General features: G+C 75.4%; 2 protein-coding genes and 1 pseudogene. 1 reads left to right on the top strand and 2 read right to left on the bottom strand.

Annotation, left to right across the window (positions count from 1 at the left end):
* Window positions 1-45: 45 nt before the first annotated feature.
* Window positions 46-747: an EI24 domain-containing protein gene (locus ACIQOV_RS38025; RefSeq protein WP_401055337.1), complete on the bottom strand. Its 702-nt coding sequence runs from the start codon at window positions 745-747 to the stop codon at window positions 46-48.
* A gap of 140 nt (window positions 748-887) precedes the next feature.
* On the opposite strand from ACIQOV_RS38025, the gene ACIQOV_RS38030 reads away from it, so the two are divergent.
* The gene (locus tag ACIQOV_RS38030; protein ID WP_401055338.1) at window positions 888-1,676 is read left to right on the top strand and encodes a S1 family peptidase; all 789 of its coding nucleotides are present in this window, start codon (window positions 888-890) and stop codon (window positions 1,674-1,676) included.
* 171 nt (window positions 1,677-1,847) lie between these two features.
* Here the strand turns inward: ACIQOV_RS38030 and ACIQOV_RS38035 are convergent.
* Window positions 1,848-2,297: pseudogene (locus ACIQOV_RS38035) on the bottom strand (hypothetical protein); the annotation flags it as partial.

A 2,297-nucleotide genomic window follows, 5' to 3' on the forward strand; every position in this document is an offset into this window, starting at 1 on the left:
CCCTGGCCATCGGCGCATTCGGGATCGGGACCACCGAGTTCGTGATCATGGGCCTCCTGCCGGCATGGCGAACACCGTGACCAGCGGCACCAGGAAGGCCAGCACCAGCGGCGTGCCGAAGCCCAGTGCCAGCCCGAGCCGGGCGCGCAGCAGTCGGATCCGCTCCGGCTGCGGCACCCGGCGCCGCTGCAGGGCGACGGCCGTCAGCTCGACGGTCAGGAAGAAGCCGGACACCAGGAAGCCGAGCGCCGGGACCACCGTCTGCCCGACCAGCGGGATGAATCCGCAGGCGAACAGCGCCACGCCGAACGCGGCCACCCGCACCAGCACGTACACGCTGTCGCGCACCGCGATCAGCAGCTCCCGCCAGAGCGCGGTGTCCGGCGGGGTGGGCGCGCCGCCCTCGGTCTCGTCGACCGCGGCGCAGAGCGCCTCGTAGAAGGGCTGTCCGACCAGCAGGGTGACGGCGGTGAAGGTGAGCAGGGAGAACAGCAGGCCGCCGCCGAAGACGACCGCCGCGAGCGCGTCGCGCAGCAGGCCCCGCCAGGGAGTGCCCCAGTGGTCGGCGAACGGGGTGGCCCAGTCCGCGAGGTCCCGGGACCAGGCGCCGAGGAAGGCGAGCGCGACGACGTAGCCGACCAGCGCGAGCAGGGCCGGCAGCATGCCGAAGCCCCACCAGCGGCCGTGCCGGCCCACCCACTTCTGGCCCTCGACCAGGTACTTCATCCCCGCCGCAAGATCTCGCATGGGCGATCACCTTAGGGCTTCCGCACCCGGAACCGCGCATTGCCGTGTTCCTGCCAGTTCTGACCGGCAAGGGTCGCCCCCTCCTGCCGCGCCGCCCGCCGGGCCACTCTCGGTCTTCCCCCACCTGCAAGGAGGATCTGATGAAGCGTCAATTCGGCAGAGTCGTCGGCCTGCTGGCCGGCCTGGTGCTCGGCGCCGGCATGCTCGTGCTGCCCGCCGCCGCCTCGCCCGCGCCGTCGCCGAGCGTGGTCGGCGGCACGCGGGCGACGCAGGGCGAGTTCCCGTTCATGGTGCGGCTCTCGATGGGCTGCGGCGGCGCGCTGTACACCTCGCAGATCGTGCTCACCGCCGCCCACTGCGTCGACGGCACCGGTGCCGACAGCAGCATCACCGTCACCGCGGGAGCGGTCGACCTGAACAGCGGCAGCGCGATCAAGGTCCGCTCCTCGTACGTGTACCAGTCGCCCTCCTTCACCGGCGCCGAGAACGGCGACGACTGGGCGCTGATCAAGCTGGCCTCGCCGATGAACAGCAGCCTGGTCAGCACCCTGCCGATCGCCACCTCCACCGCCTACGACACGGGCACCTTCACCATCATGGGGTGGGGTGCCGCGCGCGAGGGCGGCGGCCAGCAGCGGTACCTGCTCAAGGCCACCGTGCCGTTCGTCGACGACGCCACCTGCGCCCGCGCCTATCCGGGGCTGAACGCCGCCGGCTCGCTCTGCGCGGGCTACGTCGCCCAGGGCGGCGTCGACACCTGCCAGGGTGACTCCGGCGGCCCGATGGTCCGCAAGGACGCGGCGGGCCGCTGGGTCCAGGTCGGCATCGTCAGCTGGGGCAACGGCTGCGCCCGCGCGGGCTACCCGGGCGTCTACAGCCAGGTGAGCACGTACGCGGCCGACATCGCCGCGGCGGCGGCCGGCCTCTGAGCCCACCCGCCGGGCCCGGTCCGACCGGTGCGGCAGGGCCGGCCACCACTCCCGCAGGTGGTGGCCGGTCCTGCTGTTCCATGGCGGACCGGGCGCCGCCGCGCTCGGGCAGGCGCCGCCGTGTCCCGGCAGGGGCCGCCGCGTCCGGGCCGGGGGGCTCGGCCCGGGCGTTCACCGGCGCAGCCATTCCCCGGCCCGCCGCTGCTCGCGGGCGATGCGGCCGGTGGTGGCCGGAGGCAGCCGGGCGAGCAGGGTGACGGCGGCATCGGCGTGACCGGCGAGGGCGTGGGCGCCGGCGAGGCGGGCGGTGACCAGGGCGTGGTCGCGCGGGTGGGCGGCCCGGTCGAGGAGCCGCAGGGCCCCCTCCAGCCGGGCCGCCGCGGTGCGGGCGTGGGCGGTGCGGCCGGTGCGGAGCGCGAGGTCCCGGTGGCAGGTGCCGTGGGCGACGGCCAGGACCAGCTCGGCGCGCACCGTCCAGGGCGTCGGCACGCCGGTGAGCAGTGCGGCGTCGGTCAGCCGCCGGGCGTCGGCCAGCGTCCGGTCGGCCTGCGCCGCCCGGCCGGCCAGTGCGTGGGCGTGGGCCTGGACGAGGGCGGCCCAGGCCCACAGCCCCGGCAGGGG

The sequence above is a fragment of the Kitasatospora sp. NPDC091257 genome (assembly GCF_044757675.1).
In the GTDB taxonomy this organism is placed as follows: domain Bacteria; phylum Actinomycetota; class Actinomycetes; order Streptomycetales; family Streptomycetaceae; genus Kitasatospora; species Kitasatospora lactacystinica.

Coding starts and splice junctions, on each gene's coding strand:
- ACIQOV_RS38025 (WP_401055337.1), bottom strand. CDS start 747: ATGCGAGATCTTGCGGCGGGGATGAAGTACCTGGTCGAGGGCCAGAAG.
- ACIQOV_RS38030 (WP_401055338.1), top strand. CDS start 888: ATGAAGCGTCAATTCGGCAGAGTCGTCGGCCTGCTGGCCGGCCTGGTG.